At 63.7% G+C, this 23174-nt stretch carries 26 protein-coding genes and 3 pseudogenes; 14 read left to right on the top strand and 15 right to left on the bottom strand.

Translation table 11 applies throughout. The annotated features are described in order from the left end of the window. Positions 1–16: 16 nt before the first annotated feature. The 3 genes from ACQCSX_RS22515 to ACQCSX_RS22505 form a co-directional block, all read right to left on the bottom strand. Entirely contained in the window at positions 17–403 is a 387-nt protein-coding gene (locus ACQCSX_RS22515) for a hypothetical protein (RefSeq protein ID WP_427019333.1), read from the bottom strand. A gap of 69 nt (positions 404–472) precedes the next feature. Then, positions 473–820 carry a hypothetical protein gene (locus tag ACQCSX_RS22510; RefSeq protein WP_427019332.1) on the bottom strand — a complete coding sequence of 116 codons (348 nt, stop codon included), beginning with the start codon at positions 818–820 and terminating at the stop codon, positions 473–475. Positions 821–884: 64 nt separating this feature from the next. After that, the gene (locus ACQCSX_RS22505) at positions 885–1343 is read right to left on the bottom strand and encodes a hypothetical protein (protein WP_427019331.1); all 459 of its coding nucleotides are present in this window, start codon (positions 1341–1343) and stop codon (positions 885–887) included. A 78-nt stretch (positions 1344–1421) separates the two neighbouring features. Here ACQCSX_RS22505 and ACQCSX_RS22500 point away from each other — a divergent pair. Further along, positions 1422–2692 (top strand): annotated as a pseudogene (locus ACQCSX_RS22500) (IS3 family transposase). Between the two features lie 120 nt (positions 2693–2812). Beyond that, complete coding sequence (locus ACQCSX_RS22495; RefSeq protein ID WP_427019330.1) at positions 2813–3436, top strand: hypothetical protein; 624 nt, start codon at positions 2813–2815, stop codon at positions 3434–3436. 62 nt (positions 3437–3498) lie between these two features. Here ACQCSX_RS22495 and ACQCSX_RS22490 read toward each other — a convergent pair whose 3' ends face one another. The 4 genes from ACQCSX_RS22490 to ACQCSX_RS22475 form a co-directional block, all read right to left on the bottom strand. Then, positions 3499–4089, bottom strand: a complete 591-nt coding sequence (locus tag ACQCSX_RS22490; RefSeq protein ID WP_427019329.1) for a hypothetical protein — start codon at positions 4087–4089, stop codon at positions 3499–3501. Between the two features lie 14 nt (positions 4090–4103). After that, on the bottom strand, positions 4104–4529 hold the full coding sequence (locus ACQCSX_RS22485) for a hypothetical protein (RefSeq protein ID WP_427019328.1): 426 nt from the start codon (positions 4527–4529) through the stop codon (positions 4104–4106). Continuing rightward, positions 4522–4860, bottom strand: a complete 339-nt coding sequence (locus ACQCSX_RS22480; RefSeq protein WP_427019327.1) for a hypothetical protein — start codon at positions 4858–4860, stop codon at positions 4522–4524. Before ACQCSX_RS22480 ends, ACQCSX_RS22485 begins: the two co-directional genes overlap by 8 nt. 219 nt (positions 4861–5079) lie before the next feature. After that, positions 5080–5319, bottom strand: a complete 240-nt coding sequence (locus ACQCSX_RS22475) for a hypothetical protein (protein ID WP_427019326.1) — start codon at positions 5317–5319, stop codon at positions 5080–5082. A 76-nt stretch (positions 5320–5395) separates the two neighbouring features. Here ACQCSX_RS22475 and ACQCSX_RS22470 point away from each other — a divergent pair, with 76 nt between their 5' ends. Then, entirely contained in the window at positions 5396–5668 is a 273-nt protein-coding gene (locus tag ACQCSX_RS22470) for a reverse transcriptase domain-containing protein (RefSeq protein WP_427019325.1), read from the top strand. Positions 5669–5811: 143 nt separating this feature from the next. Here ACQCSX_RS22470 and ACQCSX_RS22465 read toward each other — a convergent pair whose 3' ends face one another. Then, on the bottom strand, positions 5812–7242 hold the full coding sequence (locus tag ACQCSX_RS22465; RefSeq protein ID WP_427019324.1) for an integrase core domain-containing protein: 1431 nt from the start codon (positions 7240–7242) through the stop codon (positions 5812–5814). Positions 7243–7455: 213 nt separating this feature from the next. Here ACQCSX_RS22465 and ACQCSX_RS22460 point away from each other — a divergent pair, with 213 nt between their 5' ends. Together ACQCSX_RS22460 and ACQCSX_RS22455 are read left to right on the top strand one after the other, a co-directional pair. Then, positions 7456–7854, top strand: coding sequence for a group II intron maturase-specific domain-containing protein (locus tag ACQCSX_RS22460; protein ID WP_427019323.1), 399 nt, complete (start codon positions 7456–7458; stop codon positions 7852–7854). A 127-nt stretch (positions 7855–7981) separates the two neighbouring features. Then, a pseudogene (locus ACQCSX_RS22455) lies at positions 7982–8407 on the top strand (IS30 family transposase); the annotation flags it as partial. Positions 8408–8501: 94 nt separating this feature from the next. Here ACQCSX_RS22455 and ACQCSX_RS22450 read toward each other — a convergent pair. Further along, entirely contained in the window at positions 8502–8711 is a 210-nt protein-coding gene (locus tag ACQCSX_RS22450) for a helix-turn-helix domain-containing protein (RefSeq protein WP_427019322.1), read from the bottom strand. 245 nt (positions 8712–8956) lie between these two features. On the opposite strand from ACQCSX_RS22450, the gene ACQCSX_RS22445 reads away from it, so the two are divergent. From ACQCSX_RS22445 to ACQCSX_RS22405, 9 genes are all read left to right on the top strand, one after another. Then, positions 8957–9658, top strand: a complete 702-nt coding sequence (locus tag ACQCSX_RS22445; RefSeq protein WP_427019321.1) for a prepilin peptidase — start codon at positions 8957–8959, stop codon at positions 9656–9658. Between the two features lie 232 nt (positions 9659–9890). Continuing rightward, entirely contained in the window at positions 9891–10091 is a 201-nt protein-coding gene (locus ACQCSX_RS22440; RefSeq protein WP_427019320.1) for a Flp family type IVb pilin, read from the top strand. Positions 10092–10172: 81 nt separating this feature from the next. Continuing rightward, positions 10173–10571, top strand: a complete 399-nt coding sequence (locus ACQCSX_RS22435) for a TadE/TadG family type IV pilus assembly protein (RefSeq protein ID WP_427019319.1) — start codon at positions 10173–10175, stop codon at positions 10569–10571. Next, positions 10559–11566 carry a TadE/TadG family type IV pilus assembly protein gene (locus tag ACQCSX_RS22430; RefSeq protein ID WP_427019318.1) on the top strand — a complete coding sequence of 336 codons (1008 nt, stop codon included), beginning with the start codon at positions 10559–10561 and terminating at the stop codon, positions 11564–11566. Before ACQCSX_RS22435 ends, ACQCSX_RS22430 begins: the two co-directional genes overlap by 13 nt. 10 nt (positions 11567–11576) lie before the next feature. Beyond that, positions 11577–12320 carry a Flp pilus assembly protein CpaB gene (gene cpaB / locus ACQCSX_RS22425; protein ID WP_427019317.1) on the top strand — a complete coding sequence of 248 codons (744 nt, stop codon included), beginning with the start codon at positions 11577–11579 and terminating at the stop codon, positions 12318–12320. Continuing rightward, complete coding sequence (locus ACQCSX_RS22420) at positions 12317–13516, top strand: AAA family ATPase (RefSeq protein WP_427019316.1); 1200 nt, start codon at positions 12317–12319, stop codon at positions 13514–13516. Before cpaB ends, ACQCSX_RS22420 begins: the two co-directional genes overlap by 4 nt. Next, on the top strand, positions 13513–14934 hold the full coding sequence (locus ACQCSX_RS22415; protein ID WP_427019315.1) for a CpaF family protein: 1422 nt from the start codon (positions 13513–13515) through the stop codon (positions 14932–14934). The genes ACQCSX_RS22420 and ACQCSX_RS22415 overlap by 4 nt, the downstream gene beginning before the upstream one ends. A 176-nt stretch (positions 14935–15110) precedes the next feature. After that, on the top strand, positions 15111–15869 hold the full coding sequence (locus ACQCSX_RS22410; protein ID WP_427019314.1) for a type II secretion system F family protein: 759 nt from the start codon (positions 15111–15113) through the stop codon (positions 15867–15869). 14 nt (positions 15870–15883) lie between these two features. Next, the gene (locus ACQCSX_RS22405) at positions 15884–16780 is read left to right on the top strand and encodes a type II secretion system F family protein (RefSeq protein WP_427019313.1); all 897 of its coding nucleotides are present in this window, start codon (positions 15884–15886) and stop codon (positions 16778–16780) included. Positions 16781–16825: 45 nt separating this feature from the next. Here the strand turns inward: ACQCSX_RS22405 and ACQCSX_RS22400 are convergent. The 6 genes and pseudogenes from ACQCSX_RS22400 to ACQCSX_RS22375 form a co-directional block, all read right to left on the bottom strand. Further along, positions 16826–17677: pseudogene (locus ACQCSX_RS22400) on the bottom strand (IS110 family transposase); the annotation flags it as partial. Positions 17678–18398: 721 nt separating this feature from the next. Next, entirely contained in the window at positions 18399–19334 is a 936-nt protein-coding gene (locus tag ACQCSX_RS22395; RefSeq protein WP_427019312.1) for a hypothetical protein, read from the bottom strand. Between the two features lie 140 nt (positions 19335–19474). Further along, positions 19475–20752: a glycosyltransferase gene (locus tag ACQCSX_RS22390; protein WP_427019311.1), complete on the bottom strand. Its 1278-nt coding sequence runs from the start codon at positions 20750–20752 to the stop codon at positions 19475–19477. Next, complete coding sequence (locus ACQCSX_RS22385) at positions 20739–21653, bottom strand: ATP-grasp domain-containing protein (RefSeq protein ID WP_427019310.1); 915 nt, start codon at positions 21651–21653, stop codon at positions 20739–20741. Before ACQCSX_RS22385 ends, ACQCSX_RS22390 begins: the two co-directional genes overlap by 14 nt. Next, positions 21650–22090: a PIG-L deacetylase family protein gene (locus ACQCSX_RS22380; RefSeq protein WP_427019309.1), complete on the bottom strand. Its 441-nt coding sequence runs from the start codon at positions 22088–22090 to the stop codon at positions 21650–21652. The genes ACQCSX_RS22385 and ACQCSX_RS22380 overlap by 4 nt, the downstream gene beginning before the upstream one ends. Continuing rightward, positions 22087–22554: a PIG-L deacetylase family protein gene (locus ACQCSX_RS22375; RefSeq protein WP_427019308.1), complete on the bottom strand. Its 468-nt coding sequence runs from the start codon at positions 22552–22554 to the stop codon at positions 22087–22089. Before ACQCSX_RS22375 ends, ACQCSX_RS22380 begins: the two co-directional genes overlap by 4 nt. Between the last annotated feature and the right edge of the window lie 620 nt (positions 22555–23174).

Genomic DNA, 23174 nt, shown 5'->3' with positions numbered 1-23174 from the left:
GGTGCCCGGGCCGGCATCAGGACAGGTGCGGGCACTGCGCGGCATCGGGAAGACGAGCGAGACCTGATAAGGATCCTGTCCGTCTGGGTGGGTGATGACAGCGGCGTATTCGATCGCAGAGGAGCTTCGGCTGCTGACATGCAACTGGGTGGTAGTCACGGCGGTCCTTCGGGTCGGTGTGGGCTTTGCGCCAGGACAGGTGGCTGGTGGTGTCGCCGCTCACCTGCCGGTAGTGGGCGATGACCACGTCATGGCTGGTGTGACTGGCAACCTCCACTTCGTCGGCGATGAGCAGCTGCACCTGGCGGTCCATGACGAGGCTGAGCACATGGTGGGCTCGTGGCGGCGGCTGATCCCGTCCTTGATGATGGATCGACTCGACGGCGCGCGTCACGGTCCCCACAGAAAGATCCGGCGTCCGGACCTTCCGAGAATTGGAGGGTGTGCTGGATGACTTCGCGGTAGGTGGATCTCAGGCCTGGGTGGTCTCTCTCGAGTTGGGTGTGGCGGGCGCCAGTACGAGGTGTTCGGCGGCGACCTTGGCAAGGATGTCCGCCGGTACTGCCACACCGTCCTCTTCAGCGTCCGCCCGGACGCAGGTGAGGGCGAAGTCCCGCTCGTTGTCGAGGTCGTTGGCCAGGACGACGGCCTGGTGCCGGTAGCGGTCGTTCAGGGTCAAAAAGATCACGCCACGGCAGAAGGGGTTCCGGCAGGTCGAACCGACCTGGCCCTCCCGCTTGACGGGCTGGTGGGAGGCGATGGACCGGACAATCGAGTCGAGGGCCCGGTCCCGGGGCGTGTACTCAGTTTCTCTTGGCATGGACCTCATGTGTGCGGAGCCAACACTGCCCCTGCCCACGCCGGGACGCCCCACAGGTCGCGGGCTAGACATCCCCGTGTGGAGATGGGTTGCGGCTGGGGAATTGTGCCCGCCGTTCCAGGTAGGTGGTGCCCCACAGGGTGGACGTCTCCATCACCGCCATGGAACCATCGGCGTCCATGGCGGTGATCTCATTCAGGCCGGCGGGACTCTTGATGACGATGCGGGCAATGCCGCCTTGGACGCCCAGGCCGTGGGCGGCTCGATAGGCGTCGGGATAGTGAAGGAAGTTCCCGGCCGGCGAACTTCTCTGGCGTCCCTCGGACTTGTCCAGCTCCTCCAGAACCTGGAAGAACTCACCATCTTCAAGGACCAGGATGCAATCAAAATCACCCCTGCCAGGTGCTGTCATTGGGTGGATGGTGCCATAGGCATTGTTGATCGGAGCAAAGACGACTTCACCGCAAGGGCCGGTGCTGAACATGCGCTCTGGTGCTTTGACGTAGCCGAAAAAGGTTCTCATGGACCCCATGTGTGCGGAGCTCCGGGTGAACCGCACTGGGTTTGGTGGAGACTCCAACCTCACAGGGAGAATAGAGTCATGGCCAGTGGCAAGAAGTTTGACGAGGAAACCAAGGCCCGTGTGGTGCGCCTGTACCTGGAGCGACGGGGCGAAATGCCTGCCGAGTCAGGGGCTGCTTCGAGGCGGCATGTCAGTGGGTTGGTGGGGATCAGCGAGCAGTCCATGAGGCCCTGGATTGCCCAGCATGAGATCGAAAACGGCACCCGGGCCGGGTCAACAATCGCCGAAAGCGAAGAGGTCAAGAAGCTGCGCCGGGAGAACGCCGAACTGCGCCGGGCCAATTCCATTTTGAAGGCGGCCTCGGCTTTCTTCGCGGCCGAGATCGACCGGCCACACACCAGATAGTTGCCTTCATTGCGGCCCACAAGGGGCGTAAAGACACCAAAGGCCTGCGATGGGGCGTCGAACCAATCTGCACCGTGCTCACCGAGCACGGCTGCAAAATTGCCCCCTCGACCTACTACGCGGCGACCCGCCGCGGCCCGTCCAAACGGGCGGTCTCGGACCAGTTGATGACCGACGTCATCCAGACCATTCATGCCGCCAATTTCTCAGTGTATGGAGTGCATAAAATGTGGAAGAAACTCCTCCGTGACGGCCACCGTGTCGGCCGCGACCAGGTCGCCCGGCTCATGCGCCGTGCCGGGTTGTACGGGGTGTTGCGCGGCGGGCGCAAGACGTTCACCACGCGCCGGGACGACACGGCGGCCCGGTTCCCGGACCGGGTCAACCGCCGCTGGGACACAGGCGTCCCGGACCGGATCTGGGTCGCCGATTTCACGTACGTATGGACCTACGCAGGGTTCTGTTATGTGTCGTTCGTCACGGATGCCGCATCGCGGCGGATCCTGGGCTGGAAGGTCTCCACGTCCAAGGAGACGGTCTTGGTCACCGACGCCCTGGCGCAGGCGCTCTCGGTGCGCAGGAGGACGCTGACGGGGTTCACCCCGGAGGGGCTCATCCACCACTCGGATGCCGGCAGCCAGTACACCTCCGTGATGCTCACGGACCAGCTCGCCGCCGCCGGGATGGCAGGCTCCATCGGCACCGTGGGTGACGCGTACGACAACGCCCTGATGGAGTCAACAATCGGTCTGTACAAGACCGAGCTGATCGACCGGAACAGGCGCACGACATGGAAATCATGCCAGCAGGTCGAGACCGAAACGGCGCGCTGGGTCACCTGGTACAACTCCGAACGGTTGCATACCGGGATCGGCGACATCCCGCCAATGGAATATGAAACCAACCATCAAAAAGCGTGTATTCTGTCATCGCAGACTGCATAAACCGAGTCTCTACAAAACCCAGTGCGGTTCAGGGTGTACCTCACCGGGCAGCCGCCGTCCCGAACCCCGGGTTGATTCGGGCCTCTGGCGGGTCGTCCTCAGCGGGCCTACTCTGGTCGCATGATGATCGATGGGGAGAACGCAAAGGCGTTTGCAATCTACCGGCTGAGGTCCTCGGGACTTGTCGCCATGCTGGCCATCAGCCAGGACAATGACCGCGTGGTCTTTGATGGCCATGTGGTGGGGATCCCTGGCGTGGGCCCGGCGGAGCTGACGATGGCGGTGGGGAGCGGAAACTTCCGCGACGTCATCCAATCCTACGAAGAGAACAATGACACGAGTCTGGTGGTGGACGGCGAGACACTCGAGGAGCTCCTCTCGGTTGTGGAGCAGGCTCTGGTCGGTGAGGGCGAGGACCCCGGCAGCGTGTTCACCAGTACGCTCAGAATCGGCAAGGAGACGATTGATGTCATCCTCCTTGACGAGCCCATGACCATTCTCGTTGGCGGGGCACTGATATCCATTGGGGCAGGCATGCTCTACTGCGCCTTCACCCGCAGGCAGGTGCACCGTGAGTTTGCCACGGCACAGGCGGTGGCCCACACCGAGAGCAGACACGCAAAGATCAAAGTTGAGGGCGGATTCGATTTCGGGTTCGATATCCTCCATCACCGGATCGGTTTTCGCTGCGAAGCCAGAGTCGAGGGCGAGCCGGTGTTCGAACCGCCTGGCGCGGTGGAGTAACAAACCGCCCTCGAATTGCGCGATCCAGCCCAGCCAAGGGAAGCCGGAGCGGGCGGCGGCTTCTACGAGGCTGCCTCCAGCCGGGCCGCGCCGGCCCGTTGCTGATGCAGCGCACACGGGGAGATGGTGCCGCAAAAGCCACATCGCATCCGGCGCTGGAACGGCACGCGCGGGGCGTCCCTGCGCATCGGCTCCCGGTGAGCGGTCCGTGCCGCCGAGGACATCAGCGAGATGGTGAAGTGCAGCGGTGCCGGCACCGGATCCAGCCGGGGAGCCGAGACCTTGGCGCGCAGCCTCCCGTTGGCTCCGATCACCAACAGGCCCCATCCTTCGGGTAGTTCGCCGGGCCTGACGATGGACGTGTCGGGGACGACCAGCCACCAGTGGTGCATGAAGCGTTTGATGGTGTCGGCCTTGGCCGGGTCGCGCAGTTCGGTGAGCCAGTCCGAGCGTGACACTTTCACCTCATGGCCGTGAAGGGCGAGGCCGGACCCCGAGGACCCGCCGGGGTGTTTGTCCGCGGCGATGAAATCCACGATCCGCTGCCCGCCCGCGTAGCCCATGCCGGACTTCACGTGCTCGGCCCGGACCCACCGATCCGTGAGTGTGCCGCGGCGGATGTTCGTATACCGGGCCAGGAGCAAATCCAGCATGTCCCGCTCGGTCGTCACTGCCGGCCACCGTCGGGTGTCTTGTTTTTGCGGCGCCGGTCTTCGCGGGCCACCCGGCGGGCCACCGGGGCAATGATGTTCGCGGCGGGGGAGGCGGCGTCCCGTTGGGTTTCGTGGGCCCGGATCACCTGGCGGTGTGCGTCGATCAGTCGCGCGGCAACCTCCGGGTCCCGGGGAGGAAAGGGTCCCTGGCCGGCCTGGCGCTGCTCGATGGCGGCGATGAACTGCCTGCGGTTGGCTGCAGAGTCCTTCGCCGCCCGCTTCCGGCGGGAAAGGTCGGAGGCCCCGTCGTCTTCAAGATTGTAGGCGCGGGCGCGCCGGGACACCTGCGGAACGGTGGCGGCGAGGCTCTCCGTCAGCGGGTTGGCGTGGCGATCCGTGCCCGGAACGGTGACGGCGGCCTTGATGCGCGGCTTAGACATGGCTCTCCTCGGACTCCGTGGCGGGCACCCAGTCGGTATAGCGGGTGCGGTAGGTGGTGACGGTGCGGGTAACGATCGGGCCGCGGATGGAAGCCGGGCCACCGGAGCCGGCCGCGATCATGTCCACCGCGCTTTCCCTGGTGTAGGTTTCGGCCACGTCCCCGCCATGGGGGCGCCGATCAATGCCGTACCTGACCTCGCGGCGGGATTCGGGGATGAGGCCGGTGGCCTCGGCGGCCGTCAGCACCATCTGGATCGTTTCGTCTCCGAGGAGTTGCAGGTACGGGGTGTGGGCGATGATCGCGTCGATGCGGGGGTCTGGTGTTTCCATGCGGCTCATGTGTGCGGCAGCTGAGGGAATGCTCCCCGGTTCTCGAGGAGTTGGCCGAGGGCCGTGACGACCCTCGGCCAAACCACCGTAGGTGCGGGGAGGATCAGCCCTGAGTGCCTGTCGCTTGGTCTGCCCATTGGGTAAGCAGGGCGTCAACGCGTTCGGCACGGTGCGCGGCGTAGGCCGCCTGCGCAGCGCTGTCACGTGCGCCTTCGCGCTTTAACGGCTGCCCGGTCCGTGACAGACCCCAACAACGTAAGAGATGATGTCCACGGGCTCCAATGGACCCAGTGAAGGACCAACCGGTTCGCTCAACGACGCCAGAAGGTTCCTTGACTGCTGCGCATAGCAACGCACCGATTCAGGCGCCAGACCCCGTTCCTCACGCAACCACTGGCGATACTCATCCAACAAATCCTCCAGCCCCACAGGCCGGGCAAAGCTGACCTTGATTTCCATCACGGTCCTTCCGCAAGACAGACCGCCGCCATGACGGCCTATCCATCAGGAAAACACAAACCCGGCTTCACGGATTATGCCGACCAGACCATCTCAGAAACCCTGCCATCAAGCGGAAACACACTCCGAAGTCGGCATAATCCGGACCTCTACATTTGCGGACGATTTCGTGATCATGGTCGCAGGTGCCAAATCCCATGCGGAGGCGCTCTGGGACGAAGTCGCGGAGGTCATCGCCCCGTTGGGGTTGAAGATTTCCGTGGCAAAGTCCCGGGTTTGCCATTTGGATGAAGGGTTCAATTTTCTTGGTTTTCACATCCAGCAGAGATTGAAGAAAGGTGGCGCATAGCCTCGGGCGGTAGCATCTGTCTGGGCAGTTGGTGTGTAATCTCGCTACATCGTGGACAGTGAATCTCACCTCTTCGTGGACACCGGGTCTCAATACTTTGTACACAGCTACCGGCACCGGTATGCCGGTAGCTGTGCGTGTGCTTACCGAGCGGCCATCACCTCGGGCTGTTCTTCCTGGCGTTGTGCAAATTGTTCTCCGTACTGCGCGCATTTACGGTCCCAGTGCTGTGTTGAGTATGCGAGCTCAACGCCTTGGATGGAGTAAGCAGCGACGTAGCGGTCCCTGACGTTCAGCGCGATCATTGGCAGGGGGAAGGAGAACACGATTTCACCGGTGGCCGGATCGGTGAGCAGGAATGAGTCGTCGGTGATGGTCCGGTAGAACTGGCGGTCGGCGTAGGTCATGGGCAACGAGACGTGGAAGCCCTGGTAATAGACTTGCCGGTTGGCACGGGTGATGTCCACGAGCGACTGGTCTGCGGTCCTGTCCTGGGCGTTTTCATCGGGCAGGACGTCCCCGGTCTTCGAGATCGTCAGTGCTGCCCGATCAAGGTCGCCTTGGCGGCGTGCGCGGGCCTGCGAATATTGTGAGGCTTTCGCTTCCAGGACCGATAGTGGGATCGGCTCCGTGGCGGGTGTATGTTCCAGCAGGTCCCACGCCGTGCGGGGTGTGGCATCGTCTAGGGCTTGATGCGGACGGCGGTTGTTGTAGTGGTCCCGGAACCGGCGAATCACGGCCTTCAACAACTCGAGCGTGGTCGGCTGATGCGCGTCGAGAAATCGCAGCAGCGTTTGGTGGGAGCGCTCATTCTTGCCTTGAGTGGTGGGTTTGCCCGGCAGCCCGCTGATCGGCATGGTGCCCTTGGAGGCGAGGAAGATCTCGACGGAACCGATCCTGCCGGCCCGCAGCTGGTTGAACGCCAGCGAATTGTCCGATAGCAACTCCTTGGGTGCACCATAGGCGGTGATGGCCCGTTCGAGGACGTCCTTGGCATCGGCACTGTTCTCGTGGCGCGTATATGCCTCTGTGCCTACATCAAAGCGGGAAGCGTCATCGAGCAGCTGGTATACGGTGACGGTCTGTCCGCTGGCCAGCCGGTACTCGAAGGCATCGAGCTGCCACAGCGACATCACGGTGGCACGCACGAACGGGATGTACGAGGACTTTGGGCGTTTCCTTGGTGAGGCGTCGACATGGCCGACGCTTGCCAGCAGGCGAGCTATCGTCGCGACGGAGGGAACCTTCCCGCCAGGGAACCCGTCCTGCAGGCTCGCTTCGTAATAGATCGAGCGTGGGCCATAGTCCCAGCCATCGGATTTAAGTTGCTTGCGGATCTTCACCAACTCGTTGACAACCACGGGGCCATACCTGCGAGCAGGAGTCTTGGGTGCACGGGAGCGTGGATGAAGGGCCGCCGTGGATTCATGGACAGCACGGCGGCGGATCTTGTAAAACACACTGCGGGAGATCTTGACCGAACGGCAAAACTCCGTGACTGACAGTGCATGAGGCTGCAGGGGATCGTAGTTGATGATGGCGGCGCGAGCCTGGGGTGAAAGAGAATTCGTCATTCAATGACTATCACCGCCAACCCACCCACAGAAGTGCCTCCGATGTGGTGAGACATCGTGTCTCCGATGTCATGAGATCGTGTGTCCACGATGTGCTGAGACAGGACATACAAAGTATTGAGACCCGGTGTCCACGAAGAGGTGAGATTCACTGTCCACGATGTAGTGAGATTACACACCGCCCGAGGCTATGCGCCAAAAGGAACCCAGAAAATGGGCGTCTACACCTACCCGTCGAAGAAGTCCTTGCTGACGATTCTTGGGAAGGTGCGGGCGCTGACACGTCGAGCGGAGCATGCTTCGCTGGAGGTCCTGCTCCGCCGGTCGAATCCGGTGGTGCGTGGCTGGTGCAACTATTTCCGTCATGGGGTTTCCAAGGCGACCTTTGGTTATCTCGATGCGTTCATTTGGCATCGGGTGACCCAATGGATTCGCAAGCGGCACCCGCACATTACGTGGCGGGAACTCTATCGGCGCTTCCTGACAGGGAGGCCCGGGAACCAGCCACAGGCCGAGGGAGTCACCATGTTCGACGCCGCGACGATCCCGGTAACACGGTATCGGTGGCGAGGACACAATATCCCGACGCCATGGGCTGCCAGCATGGTCTGAGTGGCTATCCGTGGAGCGCCGGATGCGATGAGAGTCGCACGTCCGGTGCGGAGGGCGGGTCGGAGAAACGAGCCAGGAGCAATCCCGGTGTCGCGCTCCGGCCCGACCCTACATCACCGGAACCTACAACCAGTCGGCGATTGCGACGCTTGTCGAACGCACCACCCGCTACGTGATGCTCGTGCACCTGCCGGTCGATCACACCGCCGAATCGGTCCGGGACGGGCTGATCCAGACCATGGGAACCCTGCCGGCGCACCTGCGGGGATCCCTGACCTGGGACCAAGGCGTCGAAATGGCCAAACACAAGGCCTTCAGCATCGCCACCGACGTGGACGTCTACTTCTGCGACCCGGGCAGCCCCTGGCAGCGCGGATCCAACGAGAACACCAACGGGCTGTTACGCCAGTACTTCCCCAAAGGCACCGACCTGAACGCCTACGGGCCCGAGGACCTGGAACACGTCGCCCAGGAACTCAACGCCCGACCATGCAAAACACTCGGCTGGAAAACCCCGGCCGAGTCACTTCGTGATTTACTGATAGCCAGCTGACCTCGGGTGTTGCATCGACCCCTGGAATTCGCCTCAGAGGCACCTTTCAGGCTTTAAGCACGCAGTCCGGCCACACCCTCATGAAATACCGAGGCTAGGCTTGCCGCTCGTCGTCCGCCAGGGTCGAGCGCTGGATGTATTCTTCAACAGCCTCTTCGGGCACGCGATACTGCCGGCCGAAGCGGACGGCTGCTATTTCATGCGATTGCACCAGCCGGTATACGGTCATCTTCGACAGGCGGATGGCATCGGCCACTTCGGCAATGGTGAGGAAGTTCGATGGAGTCGGTTTGTGGATTGACATCGAGCTCAACCCCCTCGGTGAGTGGTGGCGGATTGGTGTGGACGGTGTCGAGCCAGGCGAATCTCTTTTGCCCCGATAAAGTCCAAAGCTGGTGGTGTGAACACTAGTGCCGCCACGCACCCCTATGCAACATTTCTTTTCTTTTCAGTTTTTGACCGGATTTTCCGCATCGAATGGACGTAATTCTAGATCCAACGTTCAGCAACCGGCTCTTGGGCGACCGCAATGTGCCAGCACCAACCAGAATGGGAGCACCAACGACCGAATATCCTGCCAGCGTCGCAGCTATTGTCCTTTGCGCGGCAGCGGGGCTGCTGGCCGGCCTGGCTGCGGAGAAAGCCGCCCGCCGACTGCTCCCCGAGCTGCATGTTGGCCACCTGCGCAGTAATGGCCTGGCCGTGGCCGCCACCACCGGCGTCCTGTTTGGAGCCATGGCCTGGCAGTTCGGCCTGTCCTGGACGCTGCCGGCGCTCCTCTACCTCGCGGTGGCCGGCGTTGTGCTGTCCAGGATCGACCTTCAGCACCGGTTGCTGCCCAACGCCTTGGTGTTTCCCTCCTTCCTGGTTGGCCTGGCGCTGCTGTTTGTGGATGCCGCAGCGCAGGGCCGGTGGGGAAATCTGGTGCTGGGCGCCGCCGGGGTGGCCGTCATGTTCGTGGTGTATCTGATCTTGGCACTTATTTCTCCACGCGGACTGGGAATGGGGGACGTCAAGCACTCCGCGGTACTTGGCCTCTACTTGGTTTACCTCGCCCTGGAGCCCTTGATGCTGGGCATGTTCCTTGGGTTCCTTGTGGGTGCTGTGACTGGTGGTGTCCTTGTGATCGCTGGACTGGCGGGCAGAAGGACCGCCGTGCCGTTCGGCCCCTCCATGGTTTCGGGCGCCATCCTGGCCGTCCTGTTCGGACAAGAAATAGGACATTTTATGCTCCCCGCACTGTGCGCCTAGGCGAGGAACCGAGTGGTCACCCAAGTACTCGGTTGGTCAAAAAGCGAGTGGTGCCACATTTTTTAGAGTGGTGAATTGGCCTTTCCAGCAATAAACGAGTGTTGCCCGGCTTTCCAAGTGACCTGTATCTCTTAGTTATCGAACTTCCAAGACCGCCTTTCTGGGGGCAGCGGAAACTCGGTTCTTATCCGAATATTCGGTGTTTATCCGAATGCACGAAGGGAATTGAACAATGAACGCAGTAATGATCTCCACCATGGCCTTCATCGCCGGCGTCAAGAACCGCCTCGGCGGGGAGGAAAAGGGCGCCACCGCCGTCGAGTACGGCCTCATGGTCGCCCTCATCGCCGTTGCCATCATCGGAGGTGTCACGCTCCTCGGCGGGAACCTCCTCGCGCTGTTCAACGGCATCGCCGCCTCCATCCACATGTAGCACGCATTCCGATCCGCCCTGGTGGCGGCTCCAGGATTCTGGGGCCGCCACTTTGGCTTTCTACTGGGAGAGGTGACGGACATGAAATCCAGGGATTCCGAACGCGGCGCCGTTGCGGTGGAGTTTGCGCTCCTGCTGCCGGTGTTGCTGCTGCTGGTGCTTGGCATCATGGAGTTTGGTCGCGCGTACAACGTGCAGATCTCGGCGAGCAACGCGGCGCGCGAAGGCGCGCGATACGTGGCAGTCAACTATTCGCAGACGGGATACAGCGATGCGAAGGCGGCGGGTGTCGCCCTCGCGGCCGGGCCAAGCCTGCCCGCCGGCACCACGGCCACCGTTAGCTTCAGCACAGGCAAAGTCTGTGCGGCGGGCGTGACGGTGACAGTCAAAGTGATGAACCAGCTCAAGTGGATGACGGGCTACCTCCCCTTTGCGGCACCTAAGGTCACCGGCATAGGAGTCATGCAATGCGGCGGCTGACCAGGATCAGGGACGATGAGCGCGGAGCTGCTGCCGTAGTGACTGCCATCCTCATGGTGGTATTGCTGGGCTTCGGGGCCATCGCTGTGGACGTCGGCATGATGTACGCCGAACGTGGGCAATTGCAGAATGGTGCCGACTCGGCGGCCCTGGCCGTCGCCAACAATTGTGCCAAGGGCGCCTGCGGAAACTACGCGGCGGATGCCCGGTCCATGGCCAACTCGAATTCGAACGACGGGGCCTCAAAGGTGGAAAGTGTCACCTTCCCGACCGCCGGCAGCGTTAAGGTCAATACGTCCAGCCGGGACGGCGCGGGCCACGATTCCATCCAGCTGGCCTTTGCCAACATTTTCGGCATCAGCACCGCCAATGTTGGTGCCACGGCCACGGCATCTTATGGCGGCCCCTCGGCGGGACCCGCCGCATTCCCCATCACCTTTTCTGACTGCCAGTTTGATCTCAGCGGAACAATCCAGCTGCTCCAATACCATATGACGGATCCCGCGCATACCTGCCAGCGGGGCACCTCCGGCCTGATTGTGCCCGGCGGCTTTGGCTGGCTGGTGCAGGACTCGGGGCTGTGCCAGGCCACCATCAACATCAACGCCAATGGCGGCATCGCCGATAGCCGGCCCGGCAATTCCCCTCCAGGCAATTGCGACAGTGTTTTGAACGGCTGGGTTGCCAAAATCAATGCTGGCAACCCCGCAATCGTCCTACTTCCCGTCTATGACCAGGCAACCGGCAACGGCGCCAACGCCACCTTCCACATCCGCGGATTCGCCGCCTACCAGGTGCTCGGCTGGAAGTTCTCCGGCGGCAACAACAGCCCTCCACTGAGTTTTCACAACACCGGGCTGACCCCATCGTCACTTAACTGCACCGGCGGCTGTCGTGGCATCATCGGAAAGTTTGTCCAATATGTGTCCATGGACGCAGGATTCACACCCGGCGGACCGGACCTCGGCGGCCGTTTTGTGGCCCTGACCAAGTAAGGAGTTCATCGTGAAAACACGCCTACTGGGGGGCGTCGCCGCATTGGTCTTGGCCATTGTCGGCATAGTTCTGCTCTCCACCTACGTTCAGGCCGCGGACAGCCGCGCACAAGCCGGGATGAATCCCGTGGACGTGCTGGTTGTCCAGCAGCCCGTTCCCGTCGGCACCACCATCGACAAGCTGAAGGAACTGGTCAAGACCCAGTCCTTCCCGCAGGCGGCGGTGCCCGCCGGGGCCGTCAAGGACCTGTCGAAGTTCACCGGAAAGGTCGCCGGCGTGGCCCTGGTCCCCGGCGAGCAGTTGATGGAGTCCCGGCTGGTGGATCCGACGGCGCTGACCACCCCCAACCAGGTTCCGGTCCCCAAAGGTCTGGAGGAGGTCACCCTCAAGCTTGATCCCGAGCGTGTGATCGGTGGCCAGCTGCAGGCCGGAGACACCGTGGGGATCTTCATTTCCTACAACACCGGCGTCGCTCCCGGCTCGCAGGACAACCCGGCCACCAAGCTGCAATTCCGCAAGGTCCTGGTTACCAGGGTCGATGGCGGTGCAGCCACCCCATCCAGCGGGTCGGACCAGAACGGCCAAAAGAGCGGTTCCACCACCCTGGTTCTTGTGACCGTGGCGCAGTCCGGCGCCGACGCCACGCACACCATTCATGGCATGGAGTTCGGAAAGATCTACCTGTCCAAGGAAAACGCCGACACCCCCACGGATTCCACGGATACGCTGCACAAGGACGGAGTCCTCAAATGAGCCGGTTTATCATCATCACCCCGGCAGCCGACTTTGAACGGCGCGTGCGCGAAGCCGTGGCCGGCGGGCTTCGCGGCACAGTCCAGACCCTTCCGGAGTCGGCCCTCAATGGTGGGCCGCATGACCTCTTGCGCCAGCAGACCGGTGAGCCACCGGAAGTCATCATTCTGGGGCCGGGCGTCTCCACCGACGAGGCACTGAAACTCGCCACCATCACCGACCTCCAGTTCCCGGAAATCAGCGTGATCCTGGCAGCCGACTTGTCGCCGGACCTCGTCCTGTCGGCTATGCGCGCCGGCATCCGGGACATTGTCAGCCCGTTGGCTGACAGCGAAACCATCCGCATCCTGCTGGAACGGGCATGCCTCTCGTCCGCTGGCCGCCGCCGCGGGCTGCCCTCCCAGGGCGAATCCGAACATGAGACGGGGCGCATCATCGCCGTCATGTCGCCCAAGGGGGGTGTGGGCAAGACGACGGTGGCCACCAACCTCGCCGTCGGTCTGGGCAAGGTGGACCCGATGAACGTCGTCGTCGTCGATCTGGACCTGCAGTTCGGCGACGTCGCCTCCGGGCTCCTGCTGGACCCCGAGCACACACTGGTTGACGCGGTCACCGGCGCCGCAGCGAACGATGCCATGGTGCTCAAGGCATTCCTGACGGTTCACCCCGGCGGCATCTACGCGCTGTGTGCACCAAAGAACCCGCAGGAGGCGGATCTCGTGACGGGCGACCAGATCCGCAGGCTCCTTGCGCAGCTGGCCTCGGGCTTCAAATACGTCGTCGTCGACACCGCCCCCGGTCTCGGTGAGCTGGCGCTTGCCACCTTGGAATATGCCACAGATGTTGTCTGGGTGGTGGGGATGGACATCCCCAGCATCAGGGGTCTGCGCACCGGGCTGGGGATCCTCAATGAACTCCGGCTGGTTCCACAGGGACGCCACGTGGTGCTCAATTTCGCGAACCGCTGCGCCGGCATCAACATCCAGGATGTCGAGGCCACCATCGGGGTTCCTGTGGACGTGGTCATCCCCCACTCGGCCACCCTGCCCTTCTCCACCAACCGGGGCATACCCCTTCTTCAGGATGGGGCCCGGGATGCGGCAGCCAGGGGGCTGAAAAAGCTGGTTCAGCGTTTCGACCCGGAATGGGGCGTCAAGGCCCATCGACAGCTTCATCGGAGGGTGGTGGTGTCATGAGCCTCTACGACAGGTTGAACACAGCCAGAGGAATGCCTTCCGGGGAGGGGCCCGCAACGCCGCCCACCAATCCAGAGGATTCCGTCCCGGTCCCCGCGCCGGGACCTGTTCCGGGCCAAAGCGGTATCGGGGATGCCCTGGCCGGCCTCAAACACCGTGCCGGCGAAGCGCTCTTTGACCGCATGGGAGGGCGGCTGACGGACCCCAACCTGACCGAGGATGACCTGCACAAATCCGCCAGGGAGGAACTGAGCCATGTCATTGACGCGGAGCAGGTTCCGCTGTCGCCGGAGGAGCGCCGCCGGCTCATCCGTGAAATCGAAGACGACGTTCTCGGCTACGGGCCTTTGCAAAAGTTCCTGGACGACGACACCGTCACCGAGATCATGGTGAACAGGGCTGACCAGATTTACATTGAACGATCCGGCCAGTTGTCATTGACGGACTCCAAATTCTCCACGGACGCACACCTGCGCAGGGTCATCGAAAGGATAGTGTCCCGGGTGGGCCGGCGGATCGACGAGTCCTCGCCCATGGTGGATGCCCGTCTTGAAGACGGGTCCCGCGTCAATGCCGTGATCCCTCCGCTGGCCGTCAACGGCCCGTCCCTGACCATCCGCAAGTTCAGCAAGGTGCCACTCACTGTGCAGAACCTGATCGACTACGGCACAGTGTCGACGGAAATGGCCGAGCTTCTGGACGCCTGCGTGAAGGCCCGGCTGAACATCCTGGTCAGCGGCGGCACCGGCACCGGAAAAACAACCCTGCTCAATGTGCTCTCCTCCTTCCTCCCCGCCGACGACAGGATTGTCACCATCGAGGACGCAGTGGAGCTGCAGCTCCAGCAGCAGCACGTGGTCCGGCTGGAGAGCCGGCCGGCGAACATTGAAGGTACGGGCGAGATCGCGATCCGCGACCTCTTGCGCAACTCGCTGCGCATGCGCCCTGACCGGATCGTGGTCGGAGAGGTCCGCGGTGGGGAGGCATTGGACATGCTCCAAGCCATGAACACCGGACACGATGGCTCGCTGTCAACGGTGCACGCCAATTCACCTCGCGACGCCGTGGCCCGCCTGGAGACGTTGGTGTTGATGGCCGGCATGGACCTGCCACTGAGGGCCGTCCGCGAACAGATTTCCTCGGCGGTCAACCTGATAGTGCAACTCTCGCGCCTCCGCGACGGCACCCGGCGCGTGACACATGTGACCGAGGTCCAGGGCATGGAGGGCGATATCGTCACCTTGCAGGATGCGTTCGTCTTTGACTACTCGGCCGGTGCGGACCCGTCCGGCCGGTTGCTGGGCAAATCCGTTCCCACGGGAGTCCGACCACGCTTTGCCGACAAATTTGCAGACCTGGGCATCAGCGTTTCCCCCGCCGTTTTTGGCACACCCACCACCCACACGGGGCGGTGGTGACCATGCCGGTTGCCCTTCTCATCGCCGGCGCCACACTGTGTGTCGCCGCCCTGGTCCTGGTCCTGCTGGTCGTCCTCAAACCGCGGCATTCCGGCGTCCCGGTTGAGCGCCGGCGTCCCTTTGGCGGCATGGAAAAAAGGGGGCTGGGACGGTTCGCAGACGGGACGTCCGCAGCGTTGGAGCGCACCGTCGGCGGCGGGCCGTTCAGCCGTGCCAAGCTCGAAGACGCCGGGCTGCGGATCTCACCGCCCGACTTTCTAATCCTTGTCTTGGCGGCCATGGCGGTTTTCGGACTCGGGGGTCTGGTCCTCAATGGCCCCGGCCTGGCAATCCTGTTCGCCGCCATGGCACCCCTTGCTGCGTTGGCATACCTAAGCCTTCTCGCGGACCGGCGGCGGGCGAAGTTTGATGAGCAACTCGGTGATAACATCCTGCTCATCTCCGGAGGGTTGCGTGCCGGGCACAGCATTCTGCGCTCCATCGACGCGGCGGCCCAGGAAGCTGCCGTTCCGTCGTCGGAAGAGTTTGCCCGGATTGTTAATGAGACCCGCGTAGGCCGGGATCTTGACGAGGCTCTGACAGAGACCGCTGCACGCATGAAAAGCGATGACTTCGCCTGGATCGGCCAGGCCATCCAAATCAACCGCGAAGTGGGCGGAAATTTGGCGGAGGTCTTGGACCATGTTGGAGAAACCATCCGGGAACGGGCCGAAATCAAGGCACAGGTCAAGGCACTCAGTGCCGAAGGCCGGCTGTCCGCCATCATCCTGATCGCGCTTCCGATCGGCATCGCCCTGATGCTGATGGTGGTCAACCCCAAGTATCTGGGAGTCCTGACCGGAAGCATTTTGGGCTGGGTCATGCTGGGAGTCGGGGCAGTCATGATGACCATCGGCAGCCTGTGGCTCCGCAAAATCATCCAAATCAAATTCTGAGAGGGTGAGGACAAATGCCACTCATCGTGTGGGTCTTTATTGCCGCCATTACTCTGCCGGTCAGCTATCTCGCCTGGTCTTTTGTGACGGTGGACCGCAAATCCAGAGTGATCATCCAGGGGAATCTTTCCCGGGGCACCTCACCGGGGAAGTCCGCCCCAGTGAGGAATGACCAAAGGGCGTTGGAACTGGCCACGAGGTTCACCCCCGCCGGCTACCAGGCAACGCTGGACAGGTTGCTGGCACGTGCCGGGCGTCCAGCCTCCATGCCGCTCTCCCGGCTGCTCGCCACCAAACCGACGCTGGCACTCGCGGCAGCCGCTGTAGGTTTACTCTTCATCAGCCTGCGCCCCGGAGCACAAATGATCCTCCTCGCGGCTTTCCTTACCGCGCTGTGCTATTTCATCCCCGATCTGCTCATCATGAGCAAGGGGCAGGAACGGCAGAAGGCCATCCAGCTTGCCTTGGCCGACACCCTGGACCAGATGCTGATCGCTGTGGAAGCCGGTCTGGGCTTTGAAAGCGCCATGGCACGCGCCGCCGAGAACGGCAAGGGGCCGCTCGCGGAGGAACTGGTCCGCACACTGCAGGACATGCAGATGGGACGCTCCCGCAAAGACTCCTACATGTCCCTGGCGGACCGCACCACCGTGCCGGAACTGAAGAGCTTTGTCCGCACCATCGTCCAGGCGGACCTCTACGGCATTGGCATCGCCAAGGTATTGCGCACGCAGGCCAAGACGATGCGGATCAAGCGGCGCCAGCGGGCCGAGGAAAAGGCGATGAAATTACCTGTTCTGGTCCTGTTTCCACTGCTGTTCTTCATCTTCCCAACCCTGTTCATCATCATCCTGGGCCCGGCCGTCATCAACATCGTCGAGGCGTTCAGCCATGGAGGGCTTGGCGGATAGCCCGGTCTGGGGTATAGATCTGACCGGACTAGTTTTGTTTACGCCACGGGAAAGCCGGTGCCGGGTCGTCTTGCCCGAGGACGCGGGGATGGGGGCGGTGCCGGTCAGCGCAGCGAACTGGGCCTCGCTGGCCAGGCGTTCGGGGTTGTCGCCGATGGTGACCAGCAGCTGGGATGCCACAGCGGTGCCGACCCCGTTGACCTCGAGAATTGCCGGCGCACGCTCGGTGATGATGTGCCCCAGCTCGGCGTCGGTCTCAGCGATCTCGGTGTTGAGGTACTGGTAGCGGGCGCCCATGCGCTTGAGGGTCACGGCGGTCGCGACGGCGGGGTCGGTGATGTCTCCGCAGGGGCGGGAGGCTGCCATGGCCTGGGACCTGGCCTCGCTGCCGTGGCCGCGGTATTTGGCGCGCACAATCTCGGGGGCGGCGGTGAGCACGGCGCTGATCTGGGTCAGCACGGCGGTGCGTGCCTTCAGGGCGCTGGTGCGTGCGGTGCGCAGCACGCGCAGGGCCTCCACATACCCGTTGCGGGTTTTCGGGGTGGAGGTGCCGCGGTCGGCGAGCACCGATTCGGCTGCCTGGTAGGCGTCCAGCGGGTCGGATTTGCCGCGCAGGCGGCGTTGGGCACGGTTGGGCCGGTTGACCTCCTTGACGATGAATCCCTCCTTGGCCAGGACCCGGGCCAGTTCGGCGCCGTAGGAGCCCGTGCCCTCGATGCCGACCGCGAGGACCGGGCCGCAGCCGGTGATGTATTCGGCGATTTCCCGGTAGCCGGATCCAACGGCCAGGAACTTCTTGTCGCCGAGGTGTTTGCCGTACTCGGTGATGAGGGCGACGTGGTGGGTGTCGGCATGGGTGTCAACGCCGGCAATGACTTTTATGTCCTCGCTTGTCATGATGGAAGGAGCTCCTCTGACTCGTACAAACCGTTGGGGTGGGCTCGCGTTCGCCCGGCCCTGATCCAATGCGGACATAGATCTGGGTCGGTGAGAGGTTCGCGTAGTCCGCCCGGTTGAGCACCGCCAAAACCTCTGCACGCTCCGCTGCCGAGAGCTCGGCCGGGTGCCGGGCCTTAGGCCAGGGCCCGTGCATCCGCGGCTTGGGGCTGGCCTGGCGAACCTTCCGCTGCAAGCTGGCAACGAACTCTGGTGCCACGTGGTCATGCTCGCCGCCGAGATCATGGCCTGGACCCAGAGGAAAAGCGTTCACCGGCACGAAAGCCAGGCGCTGGGAACCCAAGAAACTGCGGGCCAGACGGTTTGAAATCGGCGGCAGGATCGCCAGTCATGCACGCCAGGCAACCCTGCACGTGGCCGCGACAGCACCGGAAGTGACGCTGCTGAGCAACGGGTTGAAGCGGTTCGCGGCACTGAGCCCTCCATAGGGGGCACCGCCGACCGTCCGCCACTCAACCAGAAAGGCCCAGCATCACCGTGACCGGCGTGGAACCAGTCACCGACAACCGCCACCAGGCCAGCGGGCATAATGTCACACCCAAATGCCAATATAGGAACCGTCAGGCAGACAACCAGCCCTGATCCACGAAAAACCCTGCCTCATGAAAGTTTGAGGATAAGGCTGCGAATTTACGGCCACATAGCTATGCGATTCACGCCTTCAGGCCCAGGCTTTTCCGAGCGCCTGCCACGCCTCGTCCGTCATCATGCTGGCAGGGGTAACAGCCACCGCCTGGGCTCCGCCGGCCGCCGCCGCTTCCAGCCCCGCAACCAAGTCCGCGGCACCAATGGCGCCTTGGTCTGCCCACAGGCCGACAGAAATTGCGAAACGTCCCGGACGCGCCGCCATGGCCCGGGCGAGGTCTCCGGAATACCCTGCTGGTTTAGCGTTCAGCCCGAAATAGTCCCAGACGACTAGCCGGTCCGCAGCCGCGGCGAGCAGCCCGTAGTCGTGCCCGTTCACCTGCCGGTCCAATTCCGGGTCGGTCCAGGATGCCCTTACATCCATATCAAGGGTGGCGCCGTTGGCGTGTGCCGCCGCCGCGGCCCGCGTGACGAGCGCGGCGATGGCTCCAGAGCGCCAGGCACCGATTGACGGGTTATTGACGTCGATGTCGCCGTTGGCCGTCCGGGGCCAGTCAGTCGCACCCGTGGCCGCCCTGTAGGAATTGCGGTCATCCCCGCCGTAGGTGTTGTTCTCGAACATCAGCTCCGTCAGGGCGACTGCATCCGGGTGGCAGCGTTTCGTCACGTCGGCCACCAAATCCACGAGCCGGTCCCCGACCGGGCCGGTCGACAATGCGCTCACGCTGGCAAAATCCGCGGACCGGGTGCCGTCAAAATTGATGCCGGCGACCCCTGGCTGTTTGCTGATCCAGCCCGGGACCAGAAGATCGATGGTGAGCGTGATCTTGCGCCGCTGGCCGGATCCGTCCGTCGCGAGGGCACTGATGGCGTCGGCGACGTGGTCCCGGCCCGGGACCGCTTCCGTCTCGGGGTGACGGTCCCAGGGGAACGCCGTCCAGTCCAGCCGCCCGACACTGATGTTGACGCTGTTGGCGTGGACCGCGTTCAGCTTTTTGGCCAGCCCCGCCAAGTCCGCCCGTGCCCCGGCGACGGATTCGAAACCGGCGCTGACGGTGCGTTCCGCAGGCAAGGGTGCGGAAGCCGTGGCTGGGACGGGCGAGCAAGCGCTCAAAGCCAGCACCGCCGCCAGCAATGCGGCCGGAGCACGGCTCAAGGGAGAGCGTCCGCCCGGGCCGCCGTGACGCTCACCACCCCGGACCGGGTCCCTTTGTTCCATTTGGCCTCGCTCCCCTTTGCCTCTTGGAGGAGGGCGGCAATCATGGTGAAGCCGGCGAACACAGAATAGAACGGGATGAGCGGCAGCGCCCAGACATGGCACAGGTCCCGCCATGCCCGGTTCATGGCGATTGCGAACACCGACAGGACCAGGGTCACCCCGAGGCCGAACCAGCCCAGCACCGCCAGAGCATCCTGTCCGAACGGGGTCCGGCCCATGGCCAGGAGAAACGCCAGGTCAAGTAGGACGGCGACCTGGAGGACGGGCAGAATGACCATGGTGAGCGTGTTGAACAATAGGTAGAAACCGAAACGGCCATACCGCGGGTTGCCGATCATCCCCTTGTGGATGCGCATGGTCTGCAGGAGCCCGCGCGCCCAGCGGGTCCGCTGCCGCCAGAGGCCACCGATCGTCGACGGGGATTCGGCGTAGACGAGGGCCCTCGGGGCGAAGGCGACCTTGTACCGGGCCTTTTGGACCCGCCAGGTCAATTCAAGGTCTTCCCCGACGGTGTCCTCGCGGAACACACCGATCTCCGCCATGACGCTGGCCCGGAAGGCGCCGATGTTGCCCGAGACAATAGGCAGGCAGCCGATGAGGGTCAGGGCCCGGCGGACCATGCCGGTGCCGACGTGGCTGATGAAGGCGAGCATGCGGGTCTGGACCCGGTTCAGGTTTACCGGCCGGTCATCGCCGCAGACGGCCCCGGTCCGTTCATCCCGGAACCCTTCAAGCATCTGTTCGACGGTGCGGTCCGAGAAGATGCCGTCGGCATCCACGAACATCAGCACGTCCCCGCTGGCGTGGCGGATACCCAGGTTCAGGGCAGCGCCCTTGCCGGCGTTTGTTTGGGAGTAGAAGTGGAACCGCGGGTCACGGCGGGCCAGCCCGGCCATCAGGGCCGCCGTGTCGTCGGTGGACCCGTCGTCGATCAGAAGGACCTCGTACCGGTCGTAGCGGGTGAGTGCGATTGCTTCGACACAGTTGGCGATGACGGCCGACTCGTTGTAGCCGGGGACAATGATCGACACGAAGGGCCGCTCACCCAGCAGGGTCGGGGCTTGGGTGCGCCGGCCTTTCCAGGCCCGTGCCTCAAACCATAGTGCCAATGGCAGGACCAGAAGCTTGATGAGCCCGAAGATCAGGATGGGCAGGCCCAGGACCATAAGGACGAGCTGTGCGCCGGGGACGGCCGAATCAAACCAGGACATGGGCGCTTGCTCCAAGCCTAGTGGCGGCAGAGGCCAAAACGGCGTCCAGAAGTTCCGGAGCGAAGGCACTGTTCGCCCCGAAACGGGCATTGACTTCCAGCACCGCCGGTGTCCCGTCGGCGCGTCGGCGCACATCGACGTCGGCGGGCCCCGCCAGTCCGAGGGCCCGGACTGCGGCCAAAGCTGCGGTGCCGACATCCGCCGCGTCCTCCGCGCCAACCCGGTGCCCGGCGACGGCGTTGCCGATGATGCCCTGAGCGAGTTCGGTCTTTTCAAAGACGACGGCGAAGGGTGTGTCTGGACTTCCCTGCTCCGTTCCATGGACCATGGGACCGTATTCCGTGCCCGGGATGAATTCCTGCACAATCATCCCCGCAGGCAGCGCGTCCCAATCCACGGCGTCCGGACTGTCAATGACGAGGACCCCTCGCCCGCCGCGGGAGATCCGCGGCTTTACCACCACGGGGGCGCCCAAGGCGGCCATCGCTACACCGGCATCGGCAAAGTCACCCGGGACACCGAAACGCGGTACCGGGACTCCTGCGGCGTCCAGAACCCAGGCGGTGAGCAGCTTGTCATTCGCCAGAGAGACCGGCCCCGGGGCGGAGATGGCCACGTGGACGTTGTCGCCAAACCAGGCGCGGGCGGCGGAAATCCGGGGCAGCTCGTCGCTGACGGTCGGAATGAGCACGGTGATGCCTTCTTCGGCGATGAGGCGGCGCAGGGCGTCGACCGCATCCGGGTCGGTGGCCGGCGGAACCTGGACAACCCTCACCCCGTCCGGGGCGGGGACGTCGATGATGTCGGTGCCCATGACGTGGATGCCACGGGCGTGCAGTGCGGTGGCGACGGCGCGCCCGGCGGGCCCGCCGATTCCGGTAACGAGGATGCGGTGGTTCACAGTTTCTCCAATTCGGTGCTGAGCAAACGGACGGGCTCATACGCCTCGGCGGTTTTACGGCGTGCCTGGCCGCCACGGAAGGAAGCAACGCCGCGGACCCGTTCGGCAGTCATGTACGGCTTGTCAAACTGGTCGGTGTGCATTTTGACGGCCTCGACCTTGGCATCCATGTAGTCCTCAATGTCCACAAACACGCTCGGATTGAAGTCCCGGGTCGCCGAGGGCGACTCGTAGCACAGGATGGAGTGGTGCTGCCGGGCTGCGCGCAGGGTCGCCATATGGACGGCCTGATGGTCCTGGTGCTGGTCGTGGTTGGAATGGGTGAGGATGATGTCCGGGTTGTACCGTGCTATGGCCGCCTCGATGGCGCCGACCATTTCCTGCCCGTGCCGGGACAGGGCCGTGTCGGTGAAGCTGTGGTGGACCAGCCCGGTCAACCCATGAAGGCGGCTCCCCGCTGGGCATCGAGGGATCGTTCGAGGGCGTCCCCGCCCTGCATCCCGTCGCTCATGACCAAGCCGTACACCTCGTGGCCGGAGTCAACGAATTTGGCCAACGTCCCGCCGCAGGCCAGTTCCAGGTCGTCGGGGTGGGCGCCTATGGCCAGGACCCGGCGCGGCTGCCGGGCCGGCGTTCCCAGGGTCCGCAGGGCGGCCATGGAGATGACGAGCGCGGTCATGGCGGCCAGACTTGCCGTCAGGTCGGCGGTCTGCCAGAACTCGTCGGCGCTGGTGGCGAAGGCGGCCAAGTTGGCCAAGAGCAGTGCTCCGAGGACGGTGAGGGAGAGTTTGCGCAGCAGCTCGGGCCTGCGATGCCGGCGGTGGAACCAGGCCCTGCCGACGGCTGCGGCGACCACGAGAGCGGTCAGGCCGACGATGAGTACAACGTATATGGAGACCATGATGGGACCTCAAATCTTGATTGAGTTGGCAGGAACAACACGGCCATCCGCCGCGGAGGCTGAGGCCCCTGCTGCGATGGTGCGGGGACATGCTGAATAGTCGGGTCCGCGAACCGGGATTGCGCGTGGATAGGCGGTCCGGACGCTGACGCGCACTGGCGCGTGCAGCGGTGGCCCGGTCGCCTTGGCCGGGCTGGTGTTTGCCGATGTCGGCTACGTTGCCCCGCTGGCCGGCCCGGATTCTCCAGCCGCACCCACCTCGCCGGGGGTTGCGGTTCCGTCCCCAGCCTGTGGCTGGTTGGGGCTGGGCATGGGGACCGGGGCGGCGGCGGTTGGGGGGGATGCTGTCCCAAGGGCGGGTCCGACCGGAATGGCAACATGCCGCCCTGCATTGGCGTTTCGAAGGCGCTTGAAGATGTTAATGGGACACTCCCCCTGAGAGATGGACCGGACGGTAACCGCTTGCCCATCGTAGGAAGAAGCCACTTCTTCAGACGAGAGTGCCGGCACTCGAATTTCCAGCCTCACCACTCTAATTGGGGTGGATACTACCCGGACGCCACCTCACTGTTGGGCGGCAGGGTCGGCTCCTCACGGACATGATGTCCGTCCGATGGACA

It is taken from the genome of Pseudarthrobacter sp. P1 (assembly GCF_050156935.1).
In the GTDB taxonomy this organism is placed as follows: domain Bacteria; phylum Actinomycetota; class Actinomycetes; order Actinomycetales; family Micrococcaceae; genus Specibacter.
This window is presented reverse-complemented; position numbering and strand designations above follow the sequence as displayed.